Consider the following 26,746-nt stretch of genomic DNA (forward strand, 5'->3'; position numbering starts at 1 on the left):
CGGACCAAGGGTTGGTTGCAAACTCGCAAGCTAGGGCATTCAGCACCCCGCGCGCGGTCTCCTCGTCACCGACGACGTGAGGGATCCGATCTGCTCAAGATCAAGCAGCAAGTACCCGCCCTGAGCGTCCGTGCCAATCGTCGCCAGTGCCGGGTATGGCGAAACAGTCGGCCGGTCGGGCGCCTGCGCCATCCCGGGACGTACAACCCAAGCTGTCCCGTCTTCATGCATCGATTCGAACGGTGCCGGCAGATCCGCGGGAGCCGCAAGATAAAGCGCGACCTCATCGTCCGCGACCCGAACGGCGAGCAGCTCGGGCAGCTGCTCCCCGTTGTCCTCAGCCCACGCCTGCAGTGTCCGCAGAGCGTTGTCGACGTCAGCGACACCGATGGGATTTTCTACCATCCGCATCTCGAGCTCAAGATCCGCGACCTCAGGATCCGGCAGCGCGATTCGCTCCCCCTTGGCGCGCTTGCGGCGTTGCTGTAGTCGGCGCGCTCCAATGGCGACAAGAAGACCAGCTGCGAGCATCCCCGCGATGCCACCGATCGTCATCAAGGGGATCGACGCGTCAATCTCATCACTCGCCGACTCGGCCGCTTCGACTGGGGCCTCCCTAACTGGAGGAGCCTGTTCGGCAACCTGGCGCTCAACCGCCCGGCCATCAAGAGCGCTGCCCTGGGTCTCCCCTACTGAGCCCGCGCTTCCCGCGCCACCAGCACCCTCAGAACCACCCTCTTCACCATCGAGCACAGGAGCATCTGTTGGCGACTGAATCGTCTCCTCCGGACTCGGAGCAGGCGTTGTCGGAGCAGGCGTTTCCTCGACGGGAGCCGTTGCATAGACACCAGGGACGGTCATCTGCCACCCGGGCAAAATCAGATCCGGATCTGTCAATGCCTGACCATCCGGCTGCACACCCAAACTGGCATTGAAGATCTCCGTGAACCGTTCACCCGCCCCGTAGTACTGCACCGCCAGATCCCACAGCGTGTCGCCCTCCACCACAACATGCGACAAAAATTGCTGCTCTGGAGCCGCCTGCTGCACCTGTGCCGCCTGAACGGCCTGCGCAGCAGCCACCGCCTGCGAGAAGTCCAACGTGCTCGCCGTAGTGTCCACCGTGGCCGCCGCGAAGGTGTCAGCAGCGGCGGGGGCGGGGGCAGAAAGCGCGCCGGCACCACCAGCGAACATCACGGCGACCGCGGCGATCAGTCCAGCTGAGAACTTTTGCTGCACGCGGAATGCGGCGACCTTCTTCGTTGTCGGCCGTCCACGCATCGCCGCGAACAGTTCGATGATGAAGGGGACCGCAAAGGCTGCCCAGAAGACCCAGATCACCAACGGAAGGATCTTGGTGAACATGATCACGTTGCCGTAGTCGGGCGTGAGCGTGATGATCGCGTGCCACTGTTCACCGGTCGGGAACGGACTCCCGGCAATAGTGATCAACAGCAGAGGAATACCGGCGAGGATCCCCGCAAGGGCCAAGAGCGCAGCAGCACCTGTGAGCAGCTTCTTCATGGTTTTTCCTTCCGGGTCACCCGTTGAAGGTATCGCCGTCTTGTGACACGTTCACCGACTGGAGCTCACTAACCGTGACCGTCGTCGACGATGTCGTCGTGGGCATCTGGATCCTTCCCGACTGTCCACCACCGGCCCACTCAACGGCCCAATTCGTCGTGGCTGAGAGAGTGAACGACCCATTCCCCGAAGTCTGCTGGTACCGGAACCCACAGTCGGGCGAATCCACCGCAGCAACATTGGCCATCGAAACCGCATCGAAAGGAGTCCCCGCACCACAACCAATCGTCTGGCCATCGCCGGAAGACCACGTCAGCGACTGCACGCTCGCCGTTCCCGACACTGTCACCCCACCGTAAGTTGCAGTCCGAGTGATTGGGCCCCATGTGCTCTCCGTAGGATGATCTACCCACAGCCAGACCGGGATCCCCACCCAGGTGCGTCGATACGGTGTCGTCCCGGCGGGGTCATCTGAATGCACCTTTGACTGAGGCGCATCCCGATCTGGATGGGATGGAGCTCGAACGTGCGGGCGAGCATACCCGCTGCCTGCCCAGGTGTGTACCGGTTCACACCGGGTGGGGGCGTCTCGCGCCAGACGCTCGTGCCGTAGCAAAGTCGACCGCCGCAGTCCTGCGGCTCGATCGGGATGCAGGAGTACCACGCACCTACGCTGGCGTCTCGGCCGGTTGGGGCAGGACGCTGCGGGTCGTCCAAGGTCCAGTAGCACTGCAGGTCGTTCGCCCACCAGCCACCATTCGAGGAACAGGGAACCTCACGCGGCTTGCCCTCCTTGGGTGTGTACGTGCAGGTCGTCGGGCCCGGCGTGAAGTCAGCCGGTCCGGTTCCTGGTGTTCCGCCTCCCGGGTTTCCCGGCACTTCCACCTCAACATCGCACACAACCTGGCCCTGAGAGTTGGTGTGACAGTTATTGTTCGCCGCAGCGGCAGGAACCGATATAGAAACCGAGACTGCGATCACCGCGACCAAGCCCACCAGAATGGCTGCGGCGCGGCGCGCCCATGAACTCAACACAGTGGCGCCCCTTCCTGCCCCGTAATCTCAGTCGAGTTCGAGACGAACCATCCCTCGAAATCAGGGCTGTAGAGCAGCTCCACGTGGTACGGGAAGCTGCCCTTGGGAATGTCGGCGTTCTCCACGCCGCCTACGAGAAAGGTCGTGCCGGTGTTGTCGCTGCAACCAAAGAGGTTAACCGAGCCGAGAGGATCCACCTCTCCAGTGCTCTGGTTGGTGAGTGGCGATACGTACGACAGTGCCTCATTGGCCTGCCATCCGAACGGCTCACCCTGCACCGATGTCTTCATCTCGACCTTGTTGTTGTATGTGTCCTGCATGATCGTTTCCATGCGGGTTCCCGGCCAGACGAAGTTCTCCAGATAATCCGTTCCGAGCTCAGGATCGGCCATGAAATCGAACTGGGCCTGCTGGAAGGCAATGTAGGCGGTGTTCGCTGCCGCGACGGCCTCTGACTCGTCCTTCGGAGCTGCGACAGGCGCCTGCGTCGGCGCTCCGGTCTGCTCGGGTGTCGGCATCGCGCTCGCTGTGGGCGTCTTGGTCGGTGTCGCCTCGCTGGGCGTGCATGCCGTGAGCATCATCGCGGTGACGGCGAGGACTCCGGCAATGGCGGTTGCTGTGCTGCGATGACGTGTCATGTCGATACTCCGGGTCTATGGTGATGGGCATGAAGGAGACGGTGCGCTACACCTACCGATTGCGCCCTGGCGCGACCGCGGTTGAAGCACTCGTCGCTGAATGGCACAGAAGCCGATATGTGTGGAACGAGGCCGTTGAGTTGCTGAGAAGCGGCACGAAACCGACCTACCCCTCTCTTTCGAAGCGCCTCACCGCGTCGCGGGCTGAGCACCAATGGCTCAGGGAGGGCTCGCAGGTCGCCCAACAACAGACGCTCCGCACTTTTACGGTGGCCCTTTCTCAGTCGTTCTCGGTCAAAGGGCGCAGAAGACCACGGTTCAAGTCCGCCCGACGAACTGCGCCCAGTCTTGAATATTCGACTCGAGGATTCTCGATTCGAGATGGTCGGCTCAGGCTGCCTAAAGGGGTGTCGGTACCGGTTGTGTGGTCCAGGCAGTTGCCCTCGGACCCAACATCTGTTCGCATCTACCGGGACGCTTTGGGTCACTGGTACGCATCCTTCGTTACGCGACGAGAGGTAATCGCCCCGTCTGTTGCGACGGACGCAATCGGAATTGACTGGGGCGTTTCCACCACTGCGACCACAACCAACGCAGACTACGACCTGCAGCCAAGTGAGTATCGCCGAGCAGCTGCGCAAGATCTCGCACATGCTCAGCGAAAGATGGCTCGGCGACGGCGCCCTCGCGGTCAGAGCGTGTCGACGGGTTACAGACGCGCAAAGCGGGAAGCCGCCAGAGTTTCCATGACCGCCGCCCGGCGCAACCTGCATGCCAGCCGCGTCTGGGCAAGACGGATCGTTGCCGACCATGAGCTCATCGCGGTTGAAGACTTCCGTCCGATGTTCCTCGCGAAGTCCCAGATGGCTCGAAAAGCCGCGGACGCTGCCGTGGGAACTCTGAAACGTACGTTGATCGAGTATGCCCAGCGGGCTGGCCGCACGGTGGTGATCGTTGAGCCCGCGTACACGACTATGACGTGCAGCAGGTGCTTTGCGAGAACCAAGCGAGTGCCGCTGCACGAACGCATTTTCAGATGTGCCTGCGGCCTCGAGATAGGCAGAGACAGGAACGCCGCCAGGACGATCTTGGCTGTGGCAGAACGGGGCCACACTTCTGTAGACGGTGTCAGACATTCGCTATCTCCTTCCGAGATGGTGGGTGCTACCTGAGGTTGAAATCCCTAATTGGGAGCCGTTAATTTCCGATCAATCGTGCAGAGCCAGTTGCTTCAACAGGGATAAGCGGTAGCTCGATGGGCCCGAGCATATGAGGCTGGTAGGTCATCTCCACCGTGACAGTCACAGTGTCTCCGGCGACGGAGGCCGTGCCGAAAACACCTGCAGAGGCGAGGTAGTTCTGCGCTGCGGTCACTGCCATCTGTGATGAGAGGTCGAAAGCATCACCGTTGACGCTGCTGCCGGTAGCGGCGTTGGTGCCGGCCCGGGCAGCGCTCTGAGCGATCGAGATTGCTTGCTGCAGGGTCTGGATCTTGCCGAGGGAATCGGTGACGAATCCCGCGAGAAGGATGAGGACGAGGAAGACGCCGACGTACCAGGTGAGGAATTTCATGGGTTACTTACCTCTCTCGGTAAGGGTCGACGGGGCTGTGGGCGGTCTTCGTGACGGTGAAGGATCCGGGGAGCTGTAGGCCAGGGAAGACGAGGTCGCTGTAGGAGACGATGCACGTGACGGTGGCGGAGACGGTGCCTGCTTCTCCCAGGCCTGTGCTCAGGCCGTTGCCTCCGACGGTGACGTCGAGATCTGTGCAGGTGACGTTGTCGCCGAGGGCGACTTGCGCGGCGCTGATGGCATGAGGGACGGCATCGGCGCCGCGGGAGAGGGAGGCGTCCCGGGCTGCTGCGTACGCTGCGGCTTGGACAGTGTTTTCTACCACTCCGGCGCGGCCGAAGAGTATCCCCATGCTGATCAGTGCGATCGCGAAGATGGAGAGGATCGTCCAGCCGGGAAGGTCGTCGAGATCTCCGCGGTCGTCGCGGATGATCCGTTTGATGATGTTCATGGCGCCGGCACCCACCGCTCGACAGGTCCGGTGTGCGTGTAGGTAACTGGCTGGAGTAGGAGTTCAATACCAGGAAGCACAGCAGTCGCATTGCCAGTAACGGTGACCGTGACGGTGTCGGCCGTGCGATTGATGCTCACTGATGGGTCGCGGAGCGATAGGGGGATCCCGGCGATGAGTTGCAGTGCTGTGGATTTGCCGGCATCGGCGTTCGATTCATAGGCGCGAGCAACCGAGTATCCGGATTGCACGGCTGCCTGTGCGACGTTGACGGCATTGAACCAGAGGGCGACCTGGAGTCCGCCCAGCACCAGGAATATTGTGCCGAGGATGAGCACTACCGTGCTCGCCCAGCCGCCTTCGCTTTCGAGCTTTGCTCGAAAGCGGGCGAGGCGTTCCTGGTGCTGGCGGATTCCCCTGGTCATCCGGGAAGCACGCCCCCGATGTATTCCATTGCCCAGGGGCTGAGGAGGCCGATGATGGCGAGGCCGGCGAGAACTCCGCCGACGATCCAGACGGCTTTCCAGGGAACTTCGTCCATGATGATTTCCTTTCGTTGGGTTAGAGCGTGAAGAGGCTGTAGATGGGCGGGAGGAGCACGATCAGGATGATCGGGAACAACGTCATGTAGACGGGTAGATGGCTCCGCTTGGTGATCTTCTCGGCCGCAGACTTGTCAGCTGCGGCGACCACGGAGCGGAGGTTCTCGTCAGTGGCGAGGAGCTGGTCGCGAAGACCAACGCGCGCTTCGGATAGTCGCATCGTTCGCCCGAGCTCGATCAGCGTAGGAATCTCGATTTGTGAGCCGAGCCGCTCGATCGCATCCCATTTGGTTGTGCGAGTGAGATCCGCCTGGGCGTACTCACGACGGATGCGACGGAACACCCACGTGTCCGAGACCGACGCAGCGTCAGTAAGCGCCGAATCCGCCGTCGTGTTACCCAGGAGCGCCACGGCGACGAGCTTGAGGTACACGCTGACGAATCTCGTGAACTCACGACGCGCAGCCGCCGCTCGCGCCTTGATCTGCCCGTCGGTGATCACCCACATGATGATCGCGAAGAACGGGCTGACTATCAGTGGGAGGGCGAATGGGCGCCCCGTGATGATCTGAACGAACAGCGCAAGGATGACTGGCGCGAAGAAGCCGAGGAGCGCCAGCTGGAGTTTCCGAGCGTAGAACCGGGAGACAGAGATCTCCAGCAAGTCGAGATCCCTAACCGGCGGGGCGAGGAACTTCACCTGCGGCAGGTGCTGCGACAGCCAGCTGCCGGCACGATCCCAAAGCGATAGAGGTGCGGCAGCTGTGACTGGTGTGACAGCAGCTTGTCCAAGACGGATGAGTGCATCTCCGGCACGCACTGTGCGAGGGGCGAGGACGAACATCATGATGGCCAGACCGCCAGCGACTAGGAGTCCGGGAATCGTTGCGATCAGCGTCGGGTTCATCGCTGGGCTCCTGTCTCAACTGATGCCTGAGGCTGGAGAATTCGCGGTTCCGGGGCTACCCGCGTGATGTTCTTTGCCCAGACCATCAGGCCGACATACATGCTGAGGATGAGGGCCAAGGCGATGCCGCCCAGAGGCGTTCGATAGAAGTCCATTTGTCCGGAGCCAGCGAAGAGCACGAGGGCGGCGAGGGTGATTCCGATGATGAACGTCATCGTGATCATGGTCTCGCGTGGCTTGTTGCGCTCGACCTCCACCTCGATCTTCCGCTTCGCGTTTCCGCTGAGTCCATCGGCGACACTGTTGAGGGCCTTCGACAATCCACCGGCGTTGAATTCGGCAGCCTGAATCAGGTAGATGGTGACTTCGTCGGCATAGGTGTTGTCGAGCTCGTCCGCAAACGCGCGGAGAGCATCGGCAGTGGTCCAGGTGGTACTCATCCGTGCATAAAGGCGGTCGACGGACGCTTTGAGCAGCACGGGGACGCTGCCCTGTGTGATCCCGATGACCTCCCTCAGCGTGAATCTGCCGGTGTCAGCCGTCCCCGCCAGCGATCTCGACCAGGCCTCAAGCGCAAGAAGAAGATCGCGCTCGTATGTCGACGGCTTGCCCAGCAGCGTCGGGAGGATGATCATCGCAGCAGGAACCACGATCACCATCACCGGGAGCCCCGAGACGATGGCAGCGATGACACCGAGGATCACACCGATCACGAGGTTGTTCTTCGTCTTCTTACTGACGCGCTGCCAGCGCGTTCTGAGTGTGGTTTTCGTTGACGAAATTGCCTTCGGGGCTGCCGGCCGAAAGTACATCGCGAGCATGATGAGCCCACCTACGAAGAGAACTCCGGCAAGGCTGGAGATCAGAATCATGCGCGCGTCTCCTTCTCCCAGTCGTATCCCACACGACGCAGAGGCGCTTCCAGCTGAGGAGTCGGCTCTTCCGGGTTGCTCCAGATGTCACGGTCCAGGTCGTACTTGAACAGCGCCTTGGCCATCGGCTGGCCGAGATCGTTAGGTCGGACTTCGGTCACCTCGGTGATGACTCGACGGCGCGTACCGTCAGGGTTATCGATGAAGTCGATGTAGAGGATGATGTCAATGCTGCGCATGATCTGACGAAGCGGGACGGTGTCGTCTGAGAGCCCGAGTTCGCTCATGAGCACGTCGGCAAAGCGGTGGATCGCGTCGTCAGCGCTGCGGGCGTGGATCGTTGACATCGAACCCTTACCGGCCTGCATCGCCTTGAGCGCGATCGGGCCCTCGGCACCACGGATCTCAGCGAACAGAATGCGCTCAGCGCTGGACCGAAGGGCGATATCCAAGCACTGCTGGAGGGAGAATCCTGCGACGCTATCTGCACCGGCTGCCTGAGACGGGACGTACTGCAAGTCCTGCACCTGCCAGTGCCGTTCGGGGAGCTTGTTCAGATAGAGCTCACGCTCGGTTTCGATCGTGACGATCTTTTCCTCAGGACGAATGGTGGACATCAAAGCGCGAAGCATCGTCGTCTTGCCAGCACCAGGGAACCCAGCAACGAAAACACACATGTTGGCACGGGATACCGCAGCGAGGAATCTCGCGATCTTCGGGGAGATCGTTCGGTGCTTGACCATGTCTTCGAGGGTGATGTCGACGAGGTTGTGCTTTCGAATGGTGGCGTTGGTCACTGAGGTGATCCCGACACCCGTGGCTGACAGGCGCGCTCCGCCGATATCCAGATCGAGATGTCCTGAAGGCTTCGCAAAGGTGCGCCCCCGGTATGAGGCAATCTCGGAGATCAGGTCCTCAAGGTCCTTGTCGTTCTCGGCGATCGGACTCCGCTTCTCACGGATCCCAGTGGTCTTGGTGACGACGACGTTCGCAAACCCCACAACCGAGACGTCTTCGACTTCCTCTTCACGTAGATATTGCTGCAGGCGTCCGAACCTGTGCGCCTGGTCAAACATCGCCTGCGCGTAGTGCGACCGAGTCAGCTCAGTCCAATCGAAATCGGCCCCGCGCTCGCCTACAGTGCGCGTTGTGTGACGGTCGATGATGCGATGGATCTCGACCATCGTGCGTTCTTCGAGCTCGTTCTCTGGTTCTGCTGAGGCGGTGGCTACGTCGAAGGATCCACGGGACCGACCGCTGGACTCGTCTGCAATCGTGAGTTCCTTGGTGAGTCGCTTGACGAGCGACCAGTCCACCTGGAGGTATCCCGCCGGCCGGATCGCGTCTGTTCCGCGTCGGCGCGATCTGGGACGCAGTGGTTCCGCTTCAGCGTCCTCGATCGATTCGATCGGCGGAGCTTCTTCGTCATCAACGATGTGCAGCGGCGGGCGGGATCCTGTGACTGCAGCAAGGAGATGATGGTTCTCGCGTGCTCGACCCGGTTCAGGTGCCGCTGTGGACATTCGGCTGGAAGCTGCGGACGGGGCGAGCATGTCACCGAAGAATGGGCGAGTCGTGATCTCGATCTCGGTATCCGGCTGATCGTTCATCAACTGACGCTCCTCTGCTTGCGGTCATTGAGCGTCTGGAGGTCTTGCACGACTCGACGAATCGCTCCCCTATAGGCGTTCCGGGTCGCTTGGGGTCTGGTCGCCCGTGTGAGAACACGCTGCGCCGGATGGGTCGTGGGGCAGCGTAGCGAGGACCGGCAGGACATGCGTGCTGAACTCTCGGGCGGGAATCCGCTCAGACACCGTGGTGTTCAGGAGAGTCCAATACCGCTCGCTACCTGGGGCTCGTGCGCGATCGTTGAGGTCAGAGAGTTCGAGACGTCGGTATGTCCGGTTCAGATCCACCATCGATGCAGTGGCGCTGACGACGACACGATCAGCGGTATCGACGAGAGGCAAGCGGTCGTCGTCGATGTCGAGGTGTCCGAGGTCGACGATCACGTCAATGCCTCCATCTGCAAGAGCGCCGAGGAGACGAGGAAGCTTGGCCCACAGGCTGCGGACGCCGTCAACTACGCCGAGGTTCACAAAGCCAGGTATGACCCACATCTTGTGGCCATCGGGAATCGCAGGAATCGGCATCGTGGGGATGGGGGGTAGATCGTGCACGGGGATTGAGAGCCCATAGTCGGAGTCCAGGAGATCTTCCGCCTCGAGCGAGTCCCTCGAGAATGCGAAAGCCAGCTTCTCGATTCCTCCGTCGGTGGTGCGGAGGTTTGAGCGGAAGAATCCGGTCATCAGCGACGACACGGCATTCGTGTCTGCTTCGACCAGAAGCACTGGGCGCGGCCAATGCACTGCGAGTGCCGTCGCGGCCGTCGTGACACCCGGAGCGCCAGCAAAGCTGGTCAGGGCGATAACGACCATTACTTCTCCCCCGGGGCAAGGAAGAGGGCGAGAACGCCGGCTGCTCCCTTGCTGGTTACCGTGGGCGCCGCCTGATTTGAGACGTACACATCGACGACGACGTCATTGGTGTTTGGGATGGCATGCACCTGCGAAACGACAGCGGGGATGGTCTGGTCAGCAGTGATGTCGACATCCACGGGGACTGCTCCCTGTGCAGGGACAGGAACAAGGACGACGTTGTCGCCGGCAGTCAGCTGCTGAGCGGGAAGTCGGCCCGGCTGAAGGATGATCCCGACGAGAGCCTTGCCCTCAGGGACAGTCAGAGCCGAGGAAACAGATGAGGTTGTGATCAGGCCACCCAGTGGAATGTCCACCGTGGCGATGGTCCCAATAACCTCGTCAGCCTCAGTGGAAGTGAAAGTGTTGGTGTCTTGGCCGGACGTGATCGAGATCGTGGTGATATCTCCCTTCGCGATCGTCTGACCACGGACGATGTCGCTACTCGCGACGAAGACTTGAGTTGCATCGCTGGCCTGGTTGTAGATGAACACTCCAGCGAGCGCGCCAAGCAGCAGCATCGCGATGGCTGCTGCTGCCCAGAGCGCGGATCTCCGGGTGCGCACGGGCTTGACGTCCGCGGGTGCGTCCTTGGTGCTGCTGGTCGCTTCCGTGGAGCTCGTGGTGAGCTGCGCTTCCGTGATCGTCACTTCTGGTCCTTCCGTGAGGGCTTCTACTTAGAAGGGGTGGTATCTCACGTTCTGAACCGACAAGTTGATCCTGTGTGCGGTGCCACCCCCCGGTGGTTATGGCCAGAATACAGGCTTTCGGGTTTTTCGAAAGCCTGTAGGTGGCTAAATCACTATCTTTGGCGCCATCTTCAGCGTAAACCGCGGCCCTGACGGGCTGGGATCCGAATTTGGATCGTTACGCGGATGCCACAATGGGGATATGACCCGCGTTTCCCCGGATGAGCTTGCAAGCGTGTTGCGTGCATTCGGCATGCCGACGCTGCGTGCGGGAATCATCCGCACGACGTTGGATCGTGGCACGGTGACGGCGCAGGATCTGATGGAGGCCCTGGAAGTCGGTCGGACGACTCTCGTCCCGCACACTCAGGCGTTGGTGGCGTCCGGGATCCTCGTCCAGGAGAAAGACCCGACCAAGGTCGGCGCTAAGGCTGGATTCAATCGGTTGGTGTGGCGCGTCGACAGGCAGGCTTTAGGTCGAGATCTGGCCGTCTTGTGTGCAGCGCTGCAGAGCGATCGCTAGAACTGTTCGCGGTACGCAGTCTTTAGGCGGCGACGAGCGCGGGCGATGCGCTGATTCACGCAGTCGACGGAGACACCCAGTTCTTTTGCGATCTCGGTCTGCTTTTCTTCACCGAGTGCGACCCGTGCGAGAAGTGCCGTCTCGTCACGGGTGAGAACGCCGGTGTCGATAGCCCAGGTGAAGAGCCGCGCAGCGAGGACTTCGAAGGGGGCGTCTGGTTCGTTCCACTCGCCAGCGACGACTTCGAGGACCTCGTCGCTGACCGGTGTGGTGCGATCGGCGACGACGATGTCGTATTGCGTCTTCTTGGGAGTGAGGAGGCTGAGCAATCCCATCGTGAGGTTCGCGTGGACTTTTTCACGAAGGTGGAGTTTGTAGGTGCCGACCATCTCCCACGCCTTGCCGATCGCGTATCCAACGCGGTCGGCGCGATCCATGTCGCCGAGGCTGCGGACGCGGTGCGCCATCCGCTGGGCGGCCGGAATGAGAACTTGCACGAGGACTCGTTCAGAGACCTTGTCTCCTTGGCGAGCGAGGACGATCAGCTCGTAGAGCAGTGCGTCTTCGGTCTGGCCCTGGGCGTTGCGGATCTCTTCGATTAGCTCGCCGCAGACGCGCATACCCAGCTGACCGAAGTGGTGCTCTCGGTCGGCGTGGCTGCTCGCCCATTCGAGGTTGAGGCGGGTCATCAGAGGTGCTGGCTGAATGGTGGAGGACATCGGAACTCCCAGTGGTGATGTGAACCTGATCGCCCTCGACGTTCCTCAGCTCGCGTGTACGGATACGTGTATTAGCTGCCTCTTCTGGTGTGAGAACTGGCGCGGGCCTTTGCCCGACATCCGCATAAATCCGCGGCTCTCGTCGTGTACTCACGTTCTGGCTGAGATTTCTTTGATTGATTTGTCGGTTTCTGCCTGTTCCAGCCGCCCCTTAGGGGTAGGAGGGTCCACGTAGGGGCCCGGATCGACAGGAGAGATCGATATGGGCTCACAGGCGGACCGTCGCGAGGACGAGATCGGGCCGGAGCTCCTCGGGCAGTTGAAGGATCAGTCCGAGGTGCTCGGGGTCTACGACGAGGGCCAGGACATCGCCCTCGATCTGCATGAAGGTCTGTTCAATCCGTCCACGAAACAGCGCGCTCTCGCCTTCCTGCAGTCGCATCGATACGAGTCCGCTGCAGAGACCTTCCAGCGGATTACGACTGGGCCTGTCGACCTTCCTCGAGGAGATGTGTGATGAGCCTGCTGACGAAGAAGCCCCGGCCGCCGAAGAAGGACAAGACCGTCACCGCTGGCTCTGCAGTCAAGACGTCTAGTTGGACGAATGGCTCTGTGCTCGGCTCCAAGGCAGTCGGCGTTCTCGTGGTGATCGGATGGCTTTGTGCCCCGCTCGCGCTCGGGGTGGTGTTGTTGAAGCCGACATCGCAGCCTCCGGCTGTTGTTGCCAGCTCCGAATCTCCGTTGACCCCGCTGCAGCAAAGTGCGGGCGCGTACAGCGTTGGTCTCGTTGGCGCGTGGCTTTCGTCCAGTAAGGACGATGTCTCAGCCCTGACTCCGTATCTCAGCATCGCTCCCGCTAATCTCGGCGATCAGCCCTTCGACAGCCGCAATCTTTCTGTTGCTGAGATCGTGCCGGCGGAGGATAGCGATCTGGTCACGGTCCTTGTCGGGGCTGACGTCTACGAGAAGCCGGTCGCGGAAGATCCGCCGTCGTGGATCCGCCGGTACTTCGAAGTTCCCGTCGACACAGATGGAGGCCAGCTCAGTGCCCTGGGGTTGCCGGCACCGAAGACAGGGCCGTCAACGAACCCAGTTCAGAACGGCCTCGGTTACACGAACCAGTTGACGATGTCGGATCCCGCATCCGAGACCGTCAACCTGCTCCTGACCGCGTATCTGACAGGGCAAGGCAGCACGAGCTCATATCTGACTCCTGGTGTCGAGATCTCTCCGATCAGCCCAGCACCGTTCACACAACTCACTCCTGTGACGCAGTACAGCGATATGCCGCCGTCTGAGGATCCGGCTGATGGCGAGGCGATCCACGTACAGGCGAATGTCGCGCTCCAGAACGGCAACGGCCAAGCCGTGACGGCGACCTATTGGGTCCACCTCACCGCACGCGCAGGCCGATGGGAGGTCACCGATCTGGAAGCGGCGACTTCCGTGGCTGCGCCTTCGAGTTCTACTCCCCTGCCCGCATCACCCACACCATCGCCGACCGGCGACACCACTGAAGGAGATTCGAAATGAACCGCATCATGACCACAGTCCAGTCCGCCATCGAGGGGGGTGCAGACGAAGCTCGTGTCCACCGGAATCGTTGACACAGCGAACTCCCTGAACAACGATCTGGCGGCCCTGTTCCGCAATGCCGCCGTGACGATCTTCCTCGCAGCATTCGTCATCACCTGCTTCCGGAAGGGGTGGGCAGCTGCTGCATTCATCGGCGGGCTCCTGATTGCCGGCCTCGGGTACTTCGCCGTCAATGGTGGCTTCGAGCTCGTCGGAAATCTGATCAAGCAAACCTTCAGCGGCTAAGTCCAGATCATGACCACCCCTCGGAATGAGCAGCCGCGCACTGCGCGGTTCTTCACCGGCATCACCCGGATCCCCTTGCTTATCGGCAAGGCCGGGAATTCTCGTCTGCCCGGCGGCCCTTACACGCCGGCGCAGTTCGTGGTTGGTGCGCTCGTACTCGCCGTCGGGTGGCAGACGATGCCGTTGTGGGGGCCTATGGCAGGTTCGCATCCACTGATCCGGATCCTTACCCTGCTCATCGCATCAGCGTTCGCCTTGTGGGCATCGGGGCAGCTCCCGTCGAGTCGACGCAAGATCCATAACCTCGCATTCGATGCGGCAGGTGCGATTACTGCACCCGCCGCAGGGAAGTTGAACGGGCGGCCGGTGCGACTGCCAGCACCGCACCGCGTCACAGGGACGGTGCTCATCGAGGCTGACCCATTTGAAGAACTGGTGGAGATGGCAGCAACTTTCGTCGACGAGGAGGCTGCCGTCGTCGATGAGAGCCCCCTCGTCGATGAAAGTCCCCTCATCGCCACCAATGACACCACTGAGCCACACAGCCCCGTGGTGTCCGTTCCTGCGTTCGCGTCGGGACTTGATCGCCTGCTTGAGCAGGCCCGTGTGAAGGAAGGCTGACATGCGCATCCCGGATATCGCAGTGAAGGGTCATCTGAAGTGGACTCGTACCGGCACGGTGTGGGCCACCTGGAGAATCGAAGGTCTCCCCAAAGGCCTGGGCGGCAGCGACCTGAATGAGACCCGCCGGCGCGTCCATCGAGCGCTCGCCCAGAGCCTCGTCGGTGAATACATGCTGCTCGGCCTGGGAGGCACCGTTTCCCCGGAGGACATCGCCAACCAGATGCTCGACGGTGTTGATGTCGTCGAGAACCCCGCCTGGGCAGAAGAAGTTCTCCTCAACATGGACGAGTTCGACGAGCGACCCCAAGGCCGGCGAGAGTACTGGATCAGCGTTCCGTTGAAAGCCATCACCCCAGCCGACAAAGCGCGCACAGTGTGGGCGTGGACAGAATATGCGGTCAGAGAGAACCTGGCGTTGCCCGTCGCAGAACCTTCGGCCGCTGAGATTGAAGTGGCAATGCGCGCAGCCGCCCGCGTTGAAGAGGCGCTCCCCAAGGGGTTTTTCCCTCGACGCTCGACAGTTGCCGAACAGGTCTGGATTGCCAACCACGCCATGACCCGAGGCCTGTACGAAGAGCCCGCGCCTCGCCGCCGTGCGGAAGATCTCCCGTCTGGTGTTGCGCGTCTTACCCCTGATGAGCACATGCGTCACACGGCGACAGCGAAGAGTTACCCAGTGCCCCACGTTGATGAGGGGGGCCAGTCCGATCCTCGGGGAAAGCTCACCCGAGTAAATCCGTTGCAGAACCGATTCTTGAAGGTGACGAACACCAGAACGGACACCACCAGCTACCAGACGCTAATGACCCTTTCGGGCTCACCCGCTGGCGGATGGGACGAAGATCTCGACTGGATTGGCTCTCTCGACGAGCTCGGCGTTAACGCCGACTGGGTTTTCCGTGTGCAGAGCATCAGCGCGCGGGAGGCACGACGCCGCAACTCGCGTAAAGAGGTCAACATCACCGACCAGATGGACCAGCAGGAGGGCACAGCAGCGATCACCGGTTCGGGGGGCGAACTCGATCAGAAGGCACAAGACCTCAGTGACTTCCACCAGGCCTTGGGCGCCACTGAGCGCGAGGTCCAGGTGCAGGCGACGTTCATCGTCGCAATCGGTGGGGCAACCCCCGAAGAGGCGATGGACAAGGCGCGGTTCACACGGAAATACTTCGCCGACAATCTCGAGTTCCAGTTCGATATCCCGATCGGCGGTCAGGAAAAACTGTGGTGGGCGATGTGGCCTGGTGCGGCGACGGAGCGGATCACCAGAGAATTCGCGGAACTCACCACGGGTGCCCACTTCGCAACCCTCGCGCCAATGAGCAGCACTGATCTCGGCGATGGCAAGGGGATTCTCTTCGCTGACAACATCAGCAACGGTGTCTCACGCCCCGTACTGCTGGACCTGTGGGGCCAGGTGAAGGGCAACGTCTCCGGTTCAATTGGCCTTGCTGGAGAGCCCGGCGGAGGTAAGTCCGTCGCGATGAAGATCATCCTGGGCGGTGTTCACGATCGTGGTGGCCGATTCGTCGCCATCGACCGCACCGAGAACAAGGAGTACGGGGTCTTCGCGTCCTCGATCGATCAGACTCAGTCATCCATCGTCGACCTCGTCGACGCGAAGTTCTCGCTCGATCCGCTGCGAATCTTTGGCGCACGACACGGCGCAAGCCAGATGCTCACGCTCTTCTCAGCGCTGTTGAACGTCGCTCCGGAAGATCCCGAAGGCGTCTTCCTCCACCGGATCCTCTCTGAGCGTCGCGCCGTCGACAACGATCTGGTCAGCGCGAACCGGCTCCTGTGGCAGTTGCAAGAGCTCCGACAGACGAACCCTCATGCTGACCGCCTCGCTGGCCTCATGGAGCTGTACAGCGAGACCGAGTTTGGCCAGGTGCTGTTCGACGACAAGCTGCCACCGCTGGATCTCCGCAGCCGCGGCATCGTCTTCCTCACGCACGGTGTCGCTCTGCCAACGAACGAAGAGCTCGTCAACGAGCACCTGTTCCGGATGCTGCCAATGGAGAAGAAGTTCGGGCACGCCATGTATGCATTGTTGGCTCACCTCTCGAAAGAGATCTGCTGGGCGAACAAAGACGAAATCGCGCTGTGGGCTGTGGATGAACTCGCGCACGTTACCGCCAGCCCGCAGGGCCTGAGCATGGTGAATCTGAGCCTTCGTGATGGCCGCAAGCACGGAGCTCCATGCTTGCTTGCATCGCAAGATGCCCGCGACTTCGGCGACGAGGTCACCCGTTCGCTGATCAAGAACCGGATGCTAACTCGTCAGACCGATACCGATGCCGCCCAGCACAACCTGGAGTGGTTCCAGAAAGGATTCGAGAACAGCGAAGAGAACATCCGCATCGTCACCGAGGGACTCTCCCCCCTCGGCCCCGACAATCTCGTCCCGGTAGACCGTCGCGGTGAGGCTCTGCTCCGGGATGCACGTGGCCGAATGGGTAAAATCCGCACCCGGATCTCCCGCCGTCCCGATCGCGCTATGGCGACGCTCACAACCCCGAACGAGAAGCGTCAGGAAGCGCGCGCTGCAGACCTGGAAGAAGTGGCGTGATGCTGCCCTACACACTCGTCCGTGACGCAGATATCGTCTGGCGCCGGCTCCGCAGGATCGGGAAGTGGATTCGGCGCCACAAGACGCGCACATTCGCATTGATCGTCGGCTCCTGGCTGACGATATCGCTGCTTGGTGGCCACGCGATTATGGCTTTCGCGGCCGATGGCGAAGGCATCCAGAGTCTTCCGTTCCTGTCCTCACTGAACCCGAAAGACTCCGGCGGAGTCGATCTGCTGCACTACGTCTTCCTACCAGTCGACCGCGGCCACCCCATCACCAGTCCAACGAACTTCTTTGTCACACAGATCGCTGACCCAATTTGGATGGCGAACATCTTCGGCCTCTCCTGGGGCATGTGGTTCCTGCAGTTCCTCATCACGATGGAATGGGTCGCCTGGCTCACCACCCCACTCGAGGCCATCTTCAAGCTGATCGCCGATGCGATCGCCCAAATCGGATGGGTCACGACCGGCCTCATCATCGCGGGCATCGTCGTGACCGTTGCATTCTTCCGCGGACAGTTGGCCACTGGCATGACAAAGATGCTGATCTCTCTCGGCGCCTTCGCGCTCGCCGGCACGGTGCTTGCCAATCCGGTTGGGATGGTCACGGGCCCAGACGGTTTGTTGGGAAAGGCACGCGCCGCAGGCGGGGCGATCGCCGCGTCCATCGCCACCGGCGACGCCTCCCTGCTCAACCAGGCTCCATCAGCCGATGTCTCAAAGCAGATCGTGACGGACTCTCTCCTCGGTCAGGTCATGGATGCATGGGTCCGCTTTCCCGCTCAGGAGGTAGCGTTCGGCCACATTCTCGAAGGGCAATGCGCCGAGACCTTCAACAAGGTGATGATGGAAGTCGGCCCGCTGGAAACGGGCGGGAACAAAGTTCTCGATGCCATAAAGGCTTGTGATCCTGCGGCGGGCGAGTACGCGATGCACCCGACGATCGCGAACGCCTTCAGCGCTGGGATCGCTACCTTCGGTTCGCAGATCCTCAACCTCTTGGCTGTCGGCCTCGGTGTCATCTTGCTGATTGCAATCGGGTACTCCGTCTTCAGCGTTGGCAAGTGGATGATCGCGAACTTCGCTGTGGTCGCGACGTCGGATATCAGGCCTGGTGGGGTGGCATGGTCGGAACTTTCATCGGTGTGATCGGAGTCGCACTAGCTCTCATCGTCGTCTCCGGTTTCCTCTCGATAGTCGCTTCGATAATGACGGCGATGTCAGGGCTCCCTGGGCTTTCGACGATCGCGCAGCTCGGCATCCTGGACGTCTTCGTACTGACCATGATCGGAGTCCTGATCTGGCAGTGGATAAAGGCGAAGAAGGCTGGCGAACGCCTCTCTGAGCGTCTGGCTCGCCTCACTGGCGGCGGCTCTTCAGGCCCGAAACCGCATCCGATCCGGAAGACGATCAGTCGCGTTGCGGAACGCTACATCGGGAACAAGATCAGTGGCTTCGGTTCCTCCTCCAAAGCGGTTCCGATTCCCTCGAGTTCGAAGCCACCACGCCCCAAGCCTGAGCCCATGACCTCACAGAGTTCAACGCCCTCAAGCCAGCAGGCATTGCCTGTGGGAAAGCCCATGCTCGCCCTTGATGCTTCTCCGACGTCAGAGAAGACCACGATGAAGGAGAAGACCGGGAAGCTGCTCACCACTGGTGTTTCGGTGGGTCTCGCGGCGGCGACCGGAGGAACCAGTGCGGCAGTACTCGCCCTCTCGAAAGAAGGCGGCAAGTACGTGCTGCAGCGTGGCACGCAGAACGTTGGCCCGACAAAGGACAAGGGCGCCCCCACTCACGCCAACGACTCGCAGCGAAACAACTCCCGGACATCAGACACTTCCAGTTCCCCTTCGATACAGCGACCCACGTTCACTGGCTTCGGCAGGAGCATCGAAGTTGACAAGGATGGTGTCAGCACGATCGCTCCACGTGAGGCCCCTCACCGCGGCGGTGTCTACCGGATCACAGAAGCTCCCAGGCCGAAGGGCACATCACCGGCAAAATCTTCGACCTCACACCTTCGTGAACGGCTGCAGAAGGCTGCCGCCGGCGCCCGGGGGACGCAGCGGTGAAGAAGGCCGGCGGGATCCTCATCGCTCTGGCGGCGATCGGTGCTGTGCCGATTGCAGGATTCGTGTTCCTACTTCTGATGATGTCGGCGATCGCCGGCGGCGGCAGCGGCGCAAATTGCTTCCCTGGAGGGGAACCGCCCAAGACGGTGGACGTGAAGAACGTTCCCGAAGGTCCGATCGCAGGATGGGAGCACGAGCAGCTCGTCAATGCCGCACACATCGTCATCGCTGCCAAGGCGATGAATTTGGACGGCCGGGCTCAGGTGATCGGTGTCATGACCGCGATGGGTGAGTCCTCCCTGATCAGCATCGATTACGGCGACTGGGAGACCGGTGGTGTCCGCAATCCCGATGGCACACCCACGTCCAGCATTGGCTTGTTCCAGCAACAGACGTGGTGGGGATCTGTCGAAGATCGCATGAGCCCGCAGAAGTCCGCCAACTTGTTCTTTCAGGCGTTGGTGAAGGTCGACGGATGGGCAACTCTGCAGCCGACGATTGCCGCACATCGGGTGCAGGGCAATACGAATCCGTATCACTATCAACAGTTTTTTGATGACGCCACCGAGATCGTCAGCACCCTGACTGGCTTGCCGCTGACCACGGAGCCTGGGGCAGAGACGTGTCAGGTCGGAACTGGAGGCGATTACCCGACCCCCAATGGAGATCCTCCTGGCCCATGGGGCGGCTTCGACAACGGCAGGATCCCGACGAATCTCCTCGGCAATGTTCCATGGGACGGCCGTCACACGCTGCGCGCTGACGCACTCGAAGCACTTGTCGAGATGGACAGGCAGTTCGTCACCGACTTCGGATATCACCTGCCCATCAACGACGGATACCGCGACTACGACCAGCAGGTCCAGGCGAAAGAAGAGTACGGCAATGAGGCAGCAACGCCCGGAACCAGCAACCACGGTTGGGCGTTGGCGATCGACATTGGCGACCAGCAGCACTGGCGCATCAGTTACAGCCACCCGATATACGACTGGCTCAAGCGCAATGCGCCCTCGTACGGGTGGGTGCACCCGCAATGGGCGGAGCCAGGAGACCCAGGTGGCCCCGATGAGGCCTGGCACTGGGAGTTTTGGGGAAAGGCGAATTGAGCATGAATCGATATCTCACGGCGGTGGCATCCATCGTCACAGCAGCTGCCCTCATGGTCGGCTGCACGGCATCCCCGGACACTGACACGGTCCCAACCGCGGCTCCGACTGCACCGACTACGCAAGACACCTCTCGACCGGTCACGCTGCCCACCGCAGGAACCGGCTCTGGCGGCGACTTTGCGACGCTACAGAGCCAACAGGAGGCATCTCAGGTGGCAGAGGCCACAATGGCTGCTTTCGTCGCTCACGCGCGCTCCTACGACGCATGGTGGGCAGATTTGTCGCAGTTCCTCACGCCCGAAGCCGCCGTCGCTTGGGAGTTCACTGACCCGCGTCAGATCATCGCGTCGAAGATCACAGGGCCAGCCAGTGTCGTCGAGGCTCCCAGCTCGACCTTCGTAGTCGTCGACGTCCCGACCGATGCCGGCATCTGGCGGGTTGAGATCGTGCTTTTCGTTGAGGTCGACGCCGGTGATGGCGTCTGGAAGGTCTTCACGCTGCGGCCGCCGGAGACAAATCCTTAACGAATTTGTCGGTTCCGGCGTTCGTCGCCCACCACTTACAGATGAGCACCTATCGAAAGCGAGCTGATCTTGAATAGCCGAAATGACGACCTCCTCGTACTCCTCACCTGCTTGTTTGTTGGTCCGATGCTGCTGGCCAGGCTGCTCAAGCCCGTTCGAGATCTTTTCGTCGAATGGCACATCCTCGTCACTGAGCACATCCTCATCCCTTTTGGTGACGGCGCGGGCCTGGATCTACCCCGCGTAGTCCTAGCGCTCAGCATCCTTGGCTCCCTGATCACGCTTGCGGTGATTGTGTTCCGCCGTCACGCGGCACGTAAGGAAAGCCCCAAGCCATGAGTCGTCTCCTCATTCCGGGATCCAAGCTCACCCCGAGGCCCACCCCGACCGCGGCGGTCGCTGTCATCGTGTTCGTCGCGATCGCCATCGGCATGCTCACGTACCTCACCGGGAACATGCCCCTCACCATCCTCACCGGGGTCATCGCCATGGTGATGATCGCAGGGATCATGGCTCTGTACATACGCAATCGTGACCGCCACGACGACGCCGATCTGTACTTGCATCGAGTGCACGGGATCCTCGGATGGCCAGACCCACACCGCGGTCAGGTAGTGCCCTCAAGGTACCGGGGCAGCTGGGTCGGCAAGCCCACTCGTCTGAAGGTCACCTACAACCCTCTCGCCGACGAAGAAGTCCCCGAGATGCTCGCTGAGATCCGGCGCCTCGCCAAGCGGCAGTTCGGCTCCGCGTTCAAGGTCGTCAAGCACAAGAAGAGCATCGTCATCATGGCTGCCTCCGGCACCTCTGCGGGAGAGCGCGAACGCGACGAGAAAATCGAACGCTCCAAGCTCATCGTCTCCAAGACATTCGGCAGCAGCGCCAGCACCACGGTCGACACCGAGGCCGTGACCCGTCAGGTCGACGGCAAGACGATCACGGCGACGAAGGTCACCCGCATCAGCGTCAAGTACGAGGTCGCCCCGAAGCTCTCTCGCAGCGGGGTGCGCGCCTCCGTCGAGTCGCAGATATCCGGTGTGCTCGAGGGGCGCTGGCGGGCGTTCTGGGATCTCCCCAACGACACCTTCTGGATGGAGCCGCGCCCCGAGTTGCCGAGCGTCATTCCGAACCCGTTTCTCGCACCTGAGAACGTAGACCCCCTCGCCACCTACGACGACCTGGCCGTGCCCGTCGCGATCGACGAAGACGGCAACACCGTCAGCTGGCGACCCAAGCAGGACCCTCACTTCCTCACCACAGGCAAGACCGGAAAGGGCAAGACCGTCTGCGAGCTCGGTGTCATCGGGTTCCTCGCCGCGCACGGCTGGATGATCTACGGCATCGATGGCAAGCGCTTCGAGATGCTCGGGCTGCGCACCTGGCCCAACGTCATGCTCATTGCTGGCCGGATCGATCACCAGGCGCGGGTAGCCCACGAGGTCTACGAAGAGATGCAGCGTCGCATGGCCGCTTACGAGGCCGGATCCATCCGGCTCGAGGAATTCGTGCCGATCCTGTTCGTCATCGACGAGTTCAAGACCTTCAAGAACGCGCTGCTGCGCTGGTACCGCATGGTCAAGCCCCGGGGCGCCGCAGCGCAGCCGCCCGTTCTCGACGAGATCAGCGACATCGCCTCCCTCGGCCGCAAGATGCGTATCCACATCATGAACGGCCTCCAGCGCCCCGACGCCGACTTCCTCACCGGTGACATGCGCGACAACTACACCTTCCGTGCCAGTTGGGGCCGCCTCTCCGCCGAGGCCGCGAAGATGATGTGGAACAACTACACCACTGGTACAACGATCCCCACCACCGCCAAGGGCCGCGGCATCGCTTACAACAAACAGGGCCACGCCGTCGAAGTCCAAGGCTTCTGGACACCCGACCCGTACCAGACCGACGCCGAGCACCCCGAACGTTGGGTGTTCCCAGACGATCTGAAGATCGTCGAGAACATGCGACCGAAGAAGCGCATCCACGACCTGGTGAAGATCGTCGACCTAGACGAAGACATCATCGAGTTCGACGACAAGGGAAAGCCCATCCCCGTCGACTACAGCGATCACATGTCGACCGCAATCATCAACGCCGGCGACCCCGAGCTCATCGAGCGCGAACGCAAGATCCTCGGCGATGCGGAAGGTGACGCCCGCCGGGAGAAGCAGGCCGCAAAGGTCGCGCTCCTCGAGCGCATCCAGATCGAGGAGGAAGAACCGGAGATCTCTGATGAAGCCGAGATGTTCAGTGGCTACTCCCCCGCCGTCGACCAGTTCCCCGAGGAGCTGCTTGTCGACGGCGAGCTGCGCGCCGAGGGCATCCTGCTCCTCGTAGACGAAGACTCCGACGCCTGGGGCCTGGTCGAGTTCGCCGAAGAAGATGAGGACGACATCACCTTCTCCTACCGCGACTTCGCCACCGGAGACCCTGGATCCAAGACCATTCCCACCGGCGTAACCCTCATCACCCGCACCCCTCTTGATCCAGATGAGGGGAAGATGTGATGACAGTCTTAGCAGACGCGCCGCGCAGCAATCATCGACACGACCACATATATGTGCTTGTATGGCGGCATGTCCGATCCGGCCGAACCGCAGGTGCGCGAGCAGAAGCCCCGCCGCAAGATGGGTGCTCTCGTCGACCCAGTCTTAGTGAACTGGCGGATCGAACGCACCTCTCGTGCCTTCTTCAACGAGGTCGCTGCTCGCTCACGCATGTCTGTCTCCGAGTTCGTCGACAGTATGGCCACGAACATGGAACTCACGGATCAGGGCATCCCTCCATGGGTTCCGGAACTCGATCGGGACGGGGAGCTGCCTATCGACACGGCTTAACGCAAGAGGCCCCCTGCCGAGGCAGAGGGCCAATTCGCTTTGGGTTCAGATCTCAGAAGTTTGCCGCTACTGATCTGAATCAAGTTGCTTTCGAGGCCGACTTGGCGGTCGGCGTCTTGAGCTGTATGTCACTCCGGGCAGGCACCCGGGGTTTTGTCATACCAACCAGGGGGCACCTGGAGGTGGTCTCATCATATCCCAGCGTCGGAGTTATCTCCATCATTTAGAACCGATTACTGCAAGCAGTTTGATTGAAAATTGCAAGCAAGATTCAGTCTCTGAACAGCAGATTAATGGCTTACGTAACTCGCGTACGCCTTACGAGAGTTCCCCTCTAGCCTCACAACGTGAAGGCGATCTTCCGATCGATGACGCATCCGTGCGTGCTCCTCGCCGCCGTGGGGTTACGGGAGGGTGTTCCTCCTGGGCTCTCCCGGTCGAAGATGGCGCCCATCGTGGCGTGCTCGCATGGCACTCGGCGGTCTCCTGGCTCGAGCTACTGCGTGAGCTACTGACTTCCCCCGCAGGAGCCGCACTCTGCGCTGGTCGAATTAAGGCCGACACGGTACTTGTAGTTGCCCGGGCAGATGCGTCGACAGCGGATTCTGGTTCCGGTCGAGGCGTGATGACATCGCATCAGACAGTCGCGAAGCGCGTCGGCATGTCGAGTCGGCATGTCGGCACCGCAAGGCGGATCATCGAATCTCTTGGGATGGCCGTCACGCTGGTCCGCGGCCGCCACCTATCCCCCCAGGAACGCTCACAGGCCCGTGCAAGCCACGGCAGCTACCAGGAGGCGGCCGCATCGGTCCGTGCGCTCACAGTGCCAGCTCCGTCCCCCACTGTTGCCACGACTGATCCCGGCGCGGCCGAAGGCACATTCGGTGATGAAGCTGTGGATACTTTCCACCTACCCCGTAGGGGTTCAGTTAGAGAACCTCTTCCAGTTAAGAGATGGGAACCAAAGCGCGTAAAAACGCGCAAGGAGGCCGCTTCGCGTCCAAAGCCTAGGAAGAAATCACATCAACGAGCTGAGCGGACACCTCGCGATCTCAGAATGCAGCGATTTGCATGGCAGATTGCTCAGAGATTCTTCCTCAGCAGCGGCCCTCTCCCCCGTCAAGGCGTTCCGCTGCAGCCGGGGATCCTACGAAATGGTCGACACATCGGAAACCTGATCCAGATCCTTGAGCGCTACAACGTCACTCCTGACCGCTACACACCACAGAGCCTCAACGATGCTCTGCAGGTGTTGATTGCCGCACGCAAGCTGCCCTCCCCCAATCCCGACCAGCAGCGCGACAAGATCGCATTCTTCGCATGGACCCTGAAGCGCCTCAACGAACTCGCTGTTGGTGAGACCACGATCGAACGGATCCGCCGAGAATCCGCCGAACGCGCACGCCAACGCGAGGAAGGCCAACACTCCTCTGAGAGCTCTCCCCCACTCAGTGAGACAGACCGCGAAGCTGCCCACACAGCAGCAGCAGCCTTCTTTGCGCAGAACCGGCAACTCCGCCGGCCGAAGCTGCGCGAGCGCCGCACAGACGTCAAGGCACTTGTTAGAGCAGCTCTCGGCTCATCGATAGAGCTTCACGCTGCGCACCGTGAGCTCCAAACGGCTATCGGAGAGCTAACAACCCTGAATAAGGCCCTCACCGCCGCTGGATGGACACTTCAAGCCACCGCCACATCGCTTAGGTGGTCCAATACCGCCGACGGTCTGATTGAAATCCAGATCCAGCGCACCGACACCTCAACGTCATTCGTGGCCACCACTCCCCCAGAGCAACTAGACCCGTCGATGATGCCGTACATGAACCCCTTCCTTCGACTCGTCTAAGCATGCATGCATGACAGAAAGAATGATGGCAACCAAGAATGACAGCTAGACGGAATGAAAGAAATCTGTCAAGCATGCTTGCATGAACTATCTTCCCTAATGTAACGTTAGGTTCAGTCCTGAAAGCCAGCAAGCAATCATGCTTGCATGCATGAAAGAAGGCGAACATGAGAGTGTTTGGTTCCTACAACGAAAGTGGGGGAGTCGGGAAGTCCACGACCGCTGTCTCCCTGGCCATGGTCTCCGCCGAAGAAGGACACCGAACAGTCCTGATCGATCTCGACCCCCGAGGTGCTACAACGAAATGGCTCGACGTGGAGCCGAAAGAGGAAGGCCTGCACGTTGGCGCCATCCTTGCCAACGACGAAGTTGAAGGATGGGCAAAAGAGTTGGCCGTCCCCTCGAGCTGGCACCCAAACCTCCGAGTCATCCCCTCGCACCGAAGTGTTTCCAACCGCGAGAAGGATTCCTCTCAGGGTCTCGAACTTCGCCTCAAAGAATCACTCATCGGACTTGACGCCGACGTCGTGATCATCGACTGCCCCAACCGTCAGGGCGGTCCGCTCACCCTCAGCGCCTTCTACGCTGCCGATGCAATCGTCTACGCAACATCCGCTACACAGGATGGGGTCGACGGTGTTGAAGGCGCCAGAAAGAGCGTCGCAGAGTTCCGACGGCTGCGCGAGAGACAAGGGGCGACAGTTGATCTCGTGGAGGCCGGCATCGTCGTAGGAAACGTCAACGAAACGATCATGAGCCGCGTCGCAATCAATGCCATCGGCGAGCTGCGTGAAACCGGCCTCCTCTTGACGCCGATCGTCCCGTCGCGAACCATCGTCCAGGAAGCACGCACAGTGGGGCAGTGGTACGGAAACTTCCGCAAGGGAGAGCCAGTCGTCACTGCTTACAAAGAGATCACAAGGAAGGTGCTCGCATGAGCCAGTCAGACCGCCCCACATCACTTAAGCGGGCACCGAAGCCAGCAGCCGACAACAACGTCGATCCGATCACTTCGACACCGATAGAGGGAACTCAGGAACGAGTACCCGAGACCACGCCAGCAGCTTCTCCTGCAGCGCCCGCGCCCAAAGCTCGACGAGGAGGTCGAGAGATCACCGTCCCCCTCAGCACGCGGCTGTCAGAGCAAGTGATCGAGATCCTCGACACCGCAGTCGCCACTGAAGGCATCACCGTCCGCGCAGCGCTCGAAGATGCAATTCGCACCCGATGGGGGAAGAGCGACTGAATCATCCCCTGAAATACACGTAAGGCCCGTCCTCATTGTGACGGGCCTTACGTGTGTACTCAGCACCCCGCGCCGCGAGGAGCGACCCGTCCGACTCGTCACCTCCACGGATCCACGGCGACTGGTCGACCATTGTCCAACCCGTTCGCC

The 26,746-nt window shown here is 61.2% G+C and carries 28 protein-coding genes; 17 read left to right on the top strand and 11 right to left on the bottom strand.

Translation table 11 applies throughout. The features are described 5' to 3' along the window. Nucleotides 1-39: 39 nt before the first annotated feature. Both DC31_RS16355 and DC31_RS16365 read right to left on the bottom strand, forming a co-directional pair. The gene (locus DC31_RS16355; protein ID WP_036282089.1) at nucleotides 40-1,524 is read right to left on the bottom strand and encodes a LysM peptidoglycan-binding domain-containing protein; all 1,485 of its coding nucleotides are present in this window, start codon (nucleotides 1,522-1,524) and stop codon (nucleotides 40-42) included. Between the two features lie 1,028 nt (nucleotides 1,525-2,552). Further along, complete coding sequence (locus DC31_RS16365; RefSeq protein WP_036282094.1) at nucleotides 2,553-3,197, bottom strand: hypothetical protein; 645 nt, start codon at nucleotides 3,195-3,197, stop codon at nucleotides 2,553-2,555. 29 nt (nucleotides 3,198-3,226) lie between these two features. Between DC31_RS16365 and DC31_RS20680 the strand changes: the two genes are divergently transcribed. Then, nucleotides 3,227-4,369 (top strand): RNA-guided endonuclease InsQ/TnpB family protein, encoded by a 1,143-nt coding sequence (locus tag DC31_RS20680; protein WP_442921918.1) that lies wholly within the window; start codon nucleotides 3,227-3,229, stop codon nucleotides 4,367-4,369. A gap of 25 nt (nucleotides 4,370-4,394) precedes the next feature. On the opposite strand, the gene DC31_RS17280 is transcribed toward DC31_RS20680, so the two are convergent. The 8 genes from DC31_RS17280 to DC31_RS16410 form a co-directional block, all read right to left on the bottom strand. After that, the gene (locus DC31_RS17280) at nucleotides 4,395-4,769 is read right to left on the bottom strand and encodes a hypothetical protein (RefSeq protein WP_051607203.1); all 375 of its coding nucleotides are present in this window, start codon (nucleotides 4,767-4,769) and stop codon (nucleotides 4,395-4,397) included. A 7-nt stretch (nucleotides 4,770-4,776) separates the two neighbouring features. Beyond that, the gene (locus tag DC31_RS16380; RefSeq protein ID WP_036282204.1) at nucleotides 4,777-5,220 is read right to left on the bottom strand and encodes a hypothetical protein; all 444 of its coding nucleotides are present in this window, start codon (nucleotides 5,218-5,220) and stop codon (nucleotides 4,777-4,779) included. Further along, nucleotides 5,217-5,645 (bottom strand): hypothetical protein, encoded by a 429-nt coding sequence (locus tag DC31_RS16385; protein ID WP_081813933.1) that lies wholly within the window; start codon nucleotides 5,643-5,645, stop codon nucleotides 5,217-5,219. Before DC31_RS16385 ends, DC31_RS16380 begins: the two co-directional genes overlap by 4 nt. 136 nt (nucleotides 5,646-5,781) lie before the next feature. After that, nucleotides 5,782-6,669 carry a hypothetical protein gene (locus DC31_RS16390; protein WP_036282097.1) on the bottom strand — a complete coding sequence of 296 codons (888 nt, stop codon included), beginning with the start codon at nucleotides 6,667-6,669 and terminating at the stop codon, nucleotides 5,782-5,784. Beyond that, a complete protein-coding gene (locus tag DC31_RS16395) occupies nucleotides 6,666-7,541 on the bottom strand; it encodes a type II secretion system F family protein (RefSeq protein WP_036282100.1) in 876 nt (291 codons plus the stop codon). The genes DC31_RS16390 and DC31_RS16395 overlap by 4 nt, the downstream gene beginning before the upstream one ends. Beyond that, entirely contained in the window at nucleotides 7,538-9,151 is a 1,614-nt protein-coding gene (locus DC31_RS16400; RefSeq protein WP_036282102.1) for a CpaF/VirB11 family protein, read from the bottom strand. The genes DC31_RS16395 and DC31_RS16400 overlap by 4 nt, the downstream gene beginning before the upstream one ends. A 69-nt stretch (nucleotides 9,152-9,220) precedes the next feature. Beyond that, nucleotides 9,221-9,979, bottom strand: a complete 759-nt coding sequence (locus DC31_RS16405; RefSeq protein WP_235201577.1) for a hypothetical protein — start codon at nucleotides 9,977-9,979, stop codon at nucleotides 9,221-9,223. Then, nucleotides 9,979-10,668, bottom strand: coding sequence for an SAF domain-containing protein (locus DC31_RS16410; protein ID WP_036282105.1), 690 nt, complete (start codon nucleotides 10,666-10,668; stop codon nucleotides 9,979-9,981). Before DC31_RS16410 ends, DC31_RS16405 begins: the two co-directional genes overlap by 1 nt. A gap of 241 nt (nucleotides 10,669-10,909) precedes the next feature. Between DC31_RS16410 and DC31_RS16415 the strand changes: the two genes are divergently transcribed. Further along, on the top strand, nucleotides 10,910-11,230 hold the full coding sequence (locus DC31_RS16415) for a helix-turn-helix transcriptional regulator (RefSeq protein ID WP_036282108.1): 321 nt from the start codon (nucleotides 10,910-10,912) through the stop codon (nucleotides 11,228-11,230). Here DC31_RS16415 and DC31_RS16420 read toward each other — a convergent pair. Next, entirely contained in the window at nucleotides 11,227-11,949 is a 723-nt protein-coding gene (locus DC31_RS16420; protein ID WP_036282111.1) for an RNA polymerase sigma factor, read from the bottom strand. The genes DC31_RS16415 and DC31_RS16420 overlap by 4 nt on opposite strands. 262 nt (nucleotides 11,950-12,211) lie before the next feature. On the opposite strand from DC31_RS16420, the gene DC31_RS16425 reads away from it, so the two are divergent. The 15 genes from DC31_RS16425 (at nucleotide 12,212) to DC31_RS16495 (ending at nucleotide 26,596) form a co-directional block, all read left to right on the top strand. Beyond that, nucleotides 12,212-12,466, top strand: a complete 255-nt coding sequence (locus tag DC31_RS16425) for a hypothetical protein (RefSeq protein WP_036282114.1) — start codon at nucleotides 12,212-12,214, stop codon at nucleotides 12,464-12,466. After that, entirely contained in the window at nucleotides 12,466-13,482 is a 1,017-nt protein-coding gene (locus DC31_RS17285; protein WP_051607204.1) for a conjugal transfer protein, read from the top strand. Before DC31_RS16425 ends, DC31_RS17285 begins: the two co-directional genes overlap by 1 nt. A 54-nt stretch (nucleotides 13,483-13,536) precedes the next feature. Further along, entirely contained in the window at nucleotides 13,537-13,770 is a 234-nt protein-coding gene (locus DC31_RS16435) for a hypothetical protein (RefSeq protein WP_152545473.1), read from the top strand. Nucleotides 13,771-13,779: 9 nt separating this feature from the next. Then, a complete protein-coding gene (locus DC31_RS16440) occupies nucleotides 13,780-14,391 on the top strand; it encodes a hypothetical protein (RefSeq protein ID WP_036282119.1) in 612 nt (203 codons plus the stop codon). Between the two features lies 1 nt (nucleotide 14,392). Next, nucleotides 14,393-16,966, top strand: coding sequence for an ATP-binding protein (locus DC31_RS19785; protein ID WP_036282122.1), 2,574 nt, complete (start codon nucleotides 14,393-14,395; stop codon nucleotides 16,964-16,966). After that, nucleotides 16,966-18,120 carry a hypothetical protein gene (locus DC31_RS16450; RefSeq protein WP_036282126.1) on the top strand — a complete coding sequence of 385 codons (1,155 nt, stop codon included), beginning with the start codon at nucleotides 16,966-16,968 and terminating at the stop codon, nucleotides 18,118-18,120. The genes DC31_RS19785 and DC31_RS16450 overlap by 1 nt, the downstream gene beginning before the upstream one ends. Beyond that, nucleotides 18,096-19,043 carry a hypothetical protein gene (locus DC31_RS16455; protein ID WP_036282129.1) on the top strand — a complete coding sequence of 316 codons (948 nt, stop codon included), beginning with the start codon at nucleotides 18,096-18,098 and terminating at the stop codon, nucleotides 19,041-19,043. The genes DC31_RS16450 and DC31_RS16455 overlap by 25 nt, the downstream gene beginning before the upstream one ends. Further along, nucleotides 19,040-20,149 carry a M15 family metallopeptidase gene (locus DC31_RS17290; RefSeq protein WP_051607206.1) on the top strand — a complete coding sequence of 370 codons (1,110 nt, stop codon included), beginning with the start codon at nucleotides 19,040-19,042 and terminating at the stop codon, nucleotides 20,147-20,149. The genes DC31_RS16455 and DC31_RS17290 overlap by 4 nt, the downstream gene beginning before the upstream one ends. 2 nt (nucleotides 20,150-20,151) lie before the next feature. Then, nucleotides 20,152-20,676 (top strand): hypothetical protein, encoded by a 525-nt coding sequence (locus DC31_RS16465; protein WP_036282132.1) that lies wholly within the window; start codon nucleotides 20,152-20,154, stop codon nucleotides 20,674-20,676. Between the two features lie 69 nt (nucleotides 20,677-20,745). Then, nucleotides 20,746-21,015, top strand: a complete 270-nt coding sequence (locus tag DC31_RS16470) for a hypothetical protein (protein WP_036282135.1) — start codon at nucleotides 20,746-20,748, stop codon at nucleotides 21,013-21,015. Beyond that, a complete protein-coding gene (locus tag DC31_RS16475; RefSeq protein WP_036282138.1) occupies nucleotides 21,012-23,177 on the top strand; it encodes a hypothetical protein in 2,166 nt (721 codons plus the stop codon). Before DC31_RS16470 ends, DC31_RS16475 begins: the two co-directional genes overlap by 4 nt. Nucleotides 23,178-23,246: 69 nt before the next feature. Next, complete coding sequence (locus tag DC31_RS16480) at nucleotides 23,247-23,507, top strand: hypothetical protein (RefSeq protein WP_235201578.1); 261 nt, start codon at nucleotides 23,247-23,249, stop codon at nucleotides 23,505-23,507. A gap of 1,057 nt (nucleotides 23,508-24,564) precedes the next feature. Next, nucleotides 24,565-25,350: a hypothetical protein gene (locus DC31_RS16485; protein WP_036282141.1), complete on the top strand. Its 786-nt coding sequence runs from the start codon at nucleotides 24,565-24,567 to the stop codon at nucleotides 25,348-25,350. 167 nt (nucleotides 25,351-25,517) lie between these two features. Continuing rightward, entirely contained in the window at nucleotides 25,518-26,288 is a 771-nt protein-coding gene (locus DC31_RS16490) for a ParA family protein (protein WP_036282144.1), read from the top strand. After that, complete coding sequence (locus tag DC31_RS16495) at nucleotides 26,285-26,596, top strand: hypothetical protein (protein ID WP_036282148.1); 312 nt, start codon at nucleotides 26,285-26,287, stop codon at nucleotides 26,594-26,596. Before DC31_RS16490 ends, DC31_RS16495 begins: the two co-directional genes overlap by 4 nt. Nucleotides 26,597-26,746 lie beyond the last annotated feature (150 nt).

Origin of the sequence: Microbacterium sp. CH12i (genome assembly GCF_000685355.1) — a bacterium.
Taxonomy (GTDB): Bacteria; Actinomycetota; Actinomycetes; order Actinomycetales; family Microbacteriaceae; genus Microbacterium.

Coding starts and splice junctions, on each gene's coding strand:
- DC31_RS16385 (WP_081813933.1), bottom strand. CDS start 5,645: ATGACCAGGGGAATCCGCCAGCACCAGGAACGCCTCGCCCGCTTTCGA.
- DC31_RS16365 (WP_036282094.1), bottom strand. CDS start 3,197: ATGACACGTCATCGCAGCACAGCAACCGCCATTGCCGGAGTCCTCGCC.
- DC31_RS19785 (WP_036282122.1), top strand. CDS start 14,393: ATGCGCATCCCGGATATCGCAGTGAAGGGTCATCTGAAGTGGACTCGT.
- DC31_RS20680 (WP_442921918.1), top strand. CDS start 3,227: ATGAAGGAGACGGTGCGCTACACCTACCGATTGCGCCCTGGCGCGACC.
- DC31_RS16425 (WP_036282114.1), top strand. CDS start 12,212: ATGGGCTCACAGGCGGACCGTCGCGAGGACGAGATCGGGCCGGAGCTC.
- DC31_RS16495 (WP_036282148.1), top strand. CDS start 26,285: ATGAGCCAGTCAGACCGCCCCACATCACTTAAGCGGGCACCGAAGCCA.
- DC31_RS17280 (WP_051607203.1), bottom strand. CDS start 4,769: ATGAAATTCCTCACCTGGTACGTCGGCGTCTTCCTCGTCCTCATCCTT.
- DC31_RS16475 (WP_036282138.1), top strand. CDS start 21,012: ATGAGTCGTCTCCTCATTCCGGGATCCAAGCTCACCCCGAGGCCCACC.
- DC31_RS16455 (WP_036282129.1), top strand. CDS start 18,096: ATGGTCGGAACTTTCATCGGTGTGATCGGAGTCGCACTAGCTCTCATC.
- DC31_RS16485 (WP_036282141.1), top strand. CDS start 24,565: ATGCAGCGATTTGCATGGCAGATTGCTCAGAGATTCTTCCTCAGCAGC.
- DC31_RS16440 (WP_036282119.1), top strand. CDS start 13,780: ATGACCACCCCTCGGAATGAGCAGCCGCGCACTGCGCGGTTCTTCACC.
- DC31_RS16355 (WP_036282089.1), bottom strand. CDS start 1,524: ATGAAGAAGCTGCTCACAGGTGCTGCTGCGCTCTTGGCCCTTGCGGGG.
- DC31_RS17285 (WP_051607204.1), top strand. CDS start 12,466: ATGAGCCTGCTGACGAAGAAGCCCCGGCCGCCGAAGAAGGACAAGACC.
- DC31_RS16405 (WP_235201577.1), bottom strand. CDS start 9,979: ATGGTCGTTATCGCCCTGACCAGCTTTGCTGGCGCTCCGGGTGTCACG.
- DC31_RS16415 (WP_036282108.1), top strand. CDS start 10,910: ATGACCCGCGTTTCCCCGGATGAGCTTGCAAGCGTGTTGCGTGCATTC.
- DC31_RS16490 (WP_036282144.1), top strand. CDS start 25,518: ATGAGAGTGTTTGGTTCCTACAACGAAAGTGGGGGAGTCGGGAAGTCC.
- DC31_RS16380 (WP_036282204.1), bottom strand. CDS start 5,220: ATGAACATCATCAAACGGATCATCCGCGACGACCGCGGAGATCTCGAC.
- DC31_RS16395 (WP_036282100.1), bottom strand. CDS start 7,541: ATGATTCTGATCTCCAGCCTTGCCGGAGTTCTCTTCGTAGGTGGGCTC.
- DC31_RS16465 (WP_036282132.1), top strand. CDS start 20,152: ATGAATCGATATCTCACGGCGGTGGCATCCATCGTCACAGCAGCTGCC.
- DC31_RS16400 (WP_036282102.1), bottom strand. CDS start 9,151: ATGAACGATCAGCCGGATACCGAGATCGAGATCACGACTCGCCCATTC.
- DC31_RS16420 (WP_036282111.1), bottom strand. CDS start 11,949: ATGTCCTCCACCATTCAGCCAGCACCTCTGATGACCCGCCTCAACCTC.
- DC31_RS16450 (WP_036282126.1), top strand. CDS start 16,966: ATGCTGCCCTACACACTCGTCCGTGACGCAGATATCGTCTGGCGCCGG.
- DC31_RS16390 (WP_036282097.1), bottom strand. CDS start 6,669: ATGAACCCGACGCTGATCGCAACGATTCCCGGACTCCTAGTCGCTGGC.
- DC31_RS16480 (WP_235201578.1), top strand. CDS start 23,247: ATGTCCGATCCGGCCGAACCGCAGGTGCGCGAGCAGAAGCCCCGCCGC.